The 4,803-nt window shown below is 39.4% G+C and carries 6 protein-coding genes and 2 tRNA genes; all 8 read right to left on the bottom strand.

Going from position 1 to position 4,803, the window contains the following annotated elements:
* Positions 1-1,208, bottom strand: a 1,208-nt coding sequence (locus ACZFYI_RS15920; RefSeq protein ID WP_462525117.1) for a TolB family protein, incomplete at its 3' end; no start/stop codon positions are given.
* Positions 1,209-1,211: 3 nt separating this feature from the next.
* On the bottom strand, positions 1,212-1,841 hold the full coding sequence (locus ACZFYI_RS15915; protein WP_462525116.1) for a 7-carboxy-7-deazaguanine synthase QueE: 630 nt from the start codon (positions 1,839-1,841) through the stop codon (positions 1,212-1,214).
* Between the two features lie 162 nt (positions 1,842-2,003).
* A complete protein-coding gene (locus tag ACZFYI_RS15910; protein WP_462525115.1) occupies positions 2,004-2,441 on the bottom strand; it encodes a GNAT family N-acetyltransferase in 438 nt (145 codons plus the stop codon).
* Positions 2,441-2,896 carry a GNAT family N-acetyltransferase gene (locus tag ACZFYI_RS15905; protein WP_462525114.1) on the bottom strand — a complete coding sequence of 152 codons (456 nt, stop codon included), beginning with the start codon at positions 2,894-2,896 and terminating at the stop codon, positions 2,441-2,443. The genes ACZFYI_RS15910 and ACZFYI_RS15905 overlap by 1 nt, the downstream gene beginning before the upstream one ends.
* A gap of 154 nt (positions 2,897-3,050) precedes the next feature.
* Entirely contained in the window at positions 3,051-3,536 is a 486-nt protein-coding gene (locus tag ACZFYI_RS15900) for a methylated-DNA--[protein]-cysteine S-methyltransferase (RefSeq protein WP_462525113.1), read from the bottom strand.
* Positions 3,537-3,733: 197 nt separating this feature from the next.
* Entirely contained in the window at positions 3,734-4,429 is a 696-nt protein-coding gene (locus tag ACZFYI_RS15895; RefSeq protein ID WP_462525112.1) for an XRE family transcriptional regulator, read from the bottom strand.
* A 144-nt stretch (positions 4,430-4,573) separates the two neighbouring features.
* A tRNA-Leu gene (locus ACZFYI_RS15890) sits at positions 4,574-4,657 on the bottom strand.
* 69 nt (positions 4,658-4,726) lie between these two features.
* A tRNA-Gly gene (locus ACZFYI_RS15885) sits at positions 4,727-4,799 on the bottom strand.
* Positions 4,800-4,803 lie beyond the last annotated feature (4 nt).

Below are 4,803 nucleotides of genomic sequence, written 5' to 3'. Positions count from 1 at the left end.
CGCTGGGCAGTAATGAACAGTGAAAACTGATCCAAATGGTCATTGATGGGATATCCCAGGTTCTCCGGAGTGGTAAATACACCTTTCTCTACCCGGGAAACAAAAATATCCTGCCCTCCAAATCCTCTATGGCCATCTGATGCAAAGAACAATATCTCATTGTTAAAGTAAATAAAAGGGGAAACCTCATCCTTTGAAGTATTGACCTGGGCACCGAGATTTTTTGCTTCAGACCAAGCCCCATTTGGCATTCTTAACGAATACCAAAGGTCTCTTCCTCCAAATCCTCCTCTTCTGTTAGAAGAGAAAAAAAGGATCCTGCCATCTGCGGATAGGGAGGGCTGAGAATCCCAAGAACGTGAGTTTACGGATTTTCCCATATTGGCAGGTCTTTGCCAGGCGTCATTGATTTTGTATGCTATGTAAAGGTCACAGTCACCAAAAGAATCCGGGGTCTCGCAGGAAGAAAAGATAAGTATCTTTCCATCTGCAGAGATGGTACAAGTACCTTCATTATAATTGGTATTGATGATACTGGAAATACTCTCAGGTACGGACCAAAGCTGTTCTTCCTCTGAAAAATTGCTTGTAAACAAATCCTCATGCTCAAAGTTTTTGATTCCATCTCTTTTTACAAAAATTATCCTTTTGCTGTCAGCAGTCAATACCGGAAAATATTGTAGAGGAAACTGATTCAATGGTTCAGGCAACTTCTGCTTTTCTATGGCAAGTGACTTTTCAAGCTGCTGACTGATAAACCTCATCTGGGTAGCAGTTTCTCTGTAGTCTATCCGCTGCTTGAAACTTTGATCCAAAAGAGGATTTGCTTCTGCATACTCGTCCAAAGCCTCCTGAAATCTGCCCATTGCCAAGTAGCAATGGACTTTGAGCCACTTGAATTCTCCTTTGATTTGGTTCTTGGCCTGCTTGCCCCTTGCTTCACCTCTTTCGGCTACATCGATTGCTTCCTGCGGCTTCCCTTTAGTAAGGAGGATTCTTCCCCACTTGATATAGGATTCCAAAAAACTTGCTTCCCTTTGAATAGAGGCTTTATATTTTTCAATTGCCTCATCATACATCCGCTTTTGAACCAATTCATCACCCTCCTGATGCATTTTGATTGCCTTATTGTCAATGATAGAATAGCCCTGACCGAATGAGAAAGAGATGAAAAAAAACAGGGTTAAACTAAGCAGGCTTATCTTCATGGGCTAAGGGATATCCATAAATTTATGTGTTTGTAGCGAAATTTTCCAATTTGGGTTGGATTTTGCGTAGTCAATCACCTTTTTTGTCATGATTTCTTTTTTGCTCCACTCCGGTTGGAGTAGCTTTTGACAGCTTGGTTTTACTTTGGAGGCATGCTCTTCAGCAAATTCAAAATCCGAATTATTGTAGGCAATTACTTTTAGCTCATCTGCTTTTTCATAAATACTAGGATGGGGTTTTTTAAACTTTTTGGGTGAAAAACAAACCCAATCAAATGTCCCTGAAAAGGGATGCGCACCTGAGGTCTCTATGTGAATCCTGAATCCATTTTCCTTTAACATAGCAGTCAATGGACCAAGGTTATACATTAAAGGCTCCCCACCTGTAATCACTACTGTCCTACTAGGAAAGGCCATGGAATCAGATACGATGGCTTCTACAGACAGGAGAGGCCATTTTTCCGCCTCCCAGGATTCTTTGACATCGCACCATACGCAACCTACATCACAGCCTCCTAGGCGGATAAAGTAAGAAGGACTACCTGAAAACGTCCCTTCGCCTTGAATGGTATAAAAGGCTTCCATCACAGGAAGCATGGTTCCTTCCGAAACTTGTAATTTGGTATTTTCCATAATTTTTGATGAAGCGGGTAATTGAACCGCTGGGTAAATAATTGATTTTTGGTCCACAAAGGTAGGCTAAAAATGGAAATATGCTAAGAAACGCAGGAATGGGTATTTGCAAGATTGCAAAAAAAAAACTGAAAAATCCCGGTGAGGACTACGCCTCTCTCTTCATAGAATTTTTTCCATCACAATTCTATAATCCTTCACTTCTCCTTTTTTAATTAAATCCACAATCATAAAACCTCTGTTGATTCCAAAATGGATCATTTTTGAAAACCTGTTTCTGGTTTTGAAAGCCACTTTAAAAAAGCCATGAGTTCTTGCCCATTCCTCTTGCTGATCAGCTAATTTGGTGGCAATGCCTTTTCTCCGATAAGAATCCAAAACCCCACCCATCCAAGAATAAAATACGTCATCACTATACCTCTGATATCCGATCTTGAATCCTACCGGCTTGTCATCTATTGTTGCAATCAAAATCAAATTTTGAACTTGGGAGAGCCTTTCTTCATAGGTATTTTCAGAATATGGCTGAAAAAATTCAGGTACTTCCCTGCTCAGGGCAATAACTTCGGCAATTGTGCCTTCCCTGATTTTAATTTCCATTACAATTCGATTTCCATTTTGATATCACACCTCCCATACTTTCCGCATTCCGGAGGCGTTTCTTTGAAACCGAACTTTCGGTATAGGTTCAAGGCAACCTCCAATTTCGTATTTGAGTAGAGTACAACCTTCTTGGCACCCATGGATTTGGCTTTTTCCAAAATTGATGTCGCTAAAAGATGACCCACCTTTTTCCCCTGTGATTGCGGGACCACAGCCATTTTTATCATTTCAAATATCCCTTCGTCTGATTTAGACAGGCCAACTGTACCGATAATTTCTTCTCCTTCTTTGGCGAAAAGAATCGCTCCGCCACTATTTATAATTACTTCTTCGGGATTTTCAAGCTGATGGATATCAAACGGTTCCAATGAAAAATATTTTTCGACCCATTCTTTATTTATTCTTTCAAAATGAGACTGAAGTTCGGGGGAATAATCAATGATTTGGACCATTTTATAAGAAATTTGTTTTGAAAGATTTGAGATTAGTTCAACTGAAACGATCAGCTATAAAAATAAGAAAAGCCCGATTGGTTTCCCAATCAGGCTTTTCTTATTTCATTCTATGCGCTGAAAGAATTTAAGAAAACTTATTTTACGATATAGCCTAAAAATTAAGCTGTACTTGCTTTCCGATTTTATCCTTTTGCTCAAGTTCCAGCAATTTGGATTTTCTCCAAATCCCTCCCGAATATCCTGTCAGTTGACCATATTGGCCTACTATTCTGTGGCATGGAAGCATAATCAATATCGGGTTTGCTCCGATTGCTGTACCTACTGCCCTCACTGCTCCAGGATTCCCGAGGTTATTTGCAATTTTTTGATAGGAGACTGTTTGTCCAAAAGGAATTTTATTTACTTCCATCCATACTTTATGCTGGAAATCGGTACCCCCAAGCGCTACAGGAACATCAAAGGTCTTTAGTTTACCTTTAAAATATAGCCCAAGCTGTATCCAGACATCCATCAAAACTCCATCAAAAGAATCATTTGTAAGTTCCTCTTCAGTAAATTTCAAACTTACCAAATATCCGTCCCAAACTTCTGCCCTTACATTTCCAAGTGGGGTCTCCAATACTGAATATTCTATCATATTTACTGATCGTTTAAGGTTATTACTCCATTAGTCAATAAACATTCCTGTAATCTTAAACATACAACGATATAAAACCCAATTTGTCTTACAAAATCCTCTTTTATTTAAAAAACAATTAAAAATTTGGGGTAATTGAATATAGTCTAAAATAACAATTAAAATAACAAGTTTCCCAAAATAATATCTCAAAAATTTCAGACTATCATCAGTCGAAACTTCCAGACTTCTCTTATCGACCTGATATCCACTTCAAAAGGTTTAAAAATCGGATTGGAGGAACAAAGTAACAGTTTTTCATTTTCTTTGACTGTATTGTATACAATTTTAAAGGTGACACCTTCAGACTCAGTCAAAACAACATATTTCTCACCATCCTTTATCCTAGTCCAATCATCGACATATTCACAAACGATCCAAGCGCCATCAGGAATTGGCAGCATAGAATCTCCGTCAATCTGAAAAACACGGTATTTTTTATCCTGCGGCAAAAAAGGAAGTGAAAACCGCGGCAGGTCACCGATAAAATCAGGATCAGAAAACCCAGCCAGATAGCTCGCTTTAACTTTTTGGGAAACCACCTCGATCAATTCTTTTCCGTCAGCATCCACAGTTGTTGCTAAAACCCGAAGGTTTTTCCCTTTTAAAAAGCGGTCAGTATCCAACATTTCTCTTAGTTTGTATTCAGAAAGTTCCTCAAGGTTTTTCCTAAGGAGCAAATCGGTGGAAACTCCGAGATAATCCGCAATGAGAAGCAGGGTTTCCAAAGGGGGATTGATGTTCAATTCATATCCTGCAAGCTTGGATCTACTGATTCCGATAGAAGCAGCCATCGTTTCCTGTGTGATGGATTTCCTTTTCCTAAGAACTTTAATATTGGCGCTCAGGTACATTTTGATAGAGTTTATCTGAAAATTATGCCTTGGGTTTCTTTCCAAAAATAACATTATTGTTAAAATTGTAGGCATTTTTTTGATGATATTTTAAACAATCTGAAAAAATGCCCAAAAAAAAGCCCCGCTATGAAGCGAGGCTCGTACCAGGAGCGGGAATCGAACCCGCACGGGATTGCTCCCACAAGATTTTAAGTCTTGCGTGTCTACCTATTCCACCATCCCGGCATTCTCTAACGTGATTAGAGATTTCAAAATTACCGAAAACAACAAAGCCCTTCTTCAAGGGCCTTTTTGAGCGAGAGACGAGATTCGAACTCGCGACCCCGACCTTGGCAAGGTCGTGCTCTACCAACTGAGCTACTCTCGCAATA

The organism is Aquiflexum sp., from assembly GCF_977115555.1.
Note: the sequence above shows the minus strand (reverse complement) of the source record. Positions and strands in the feature narration are given on the sequence as shown.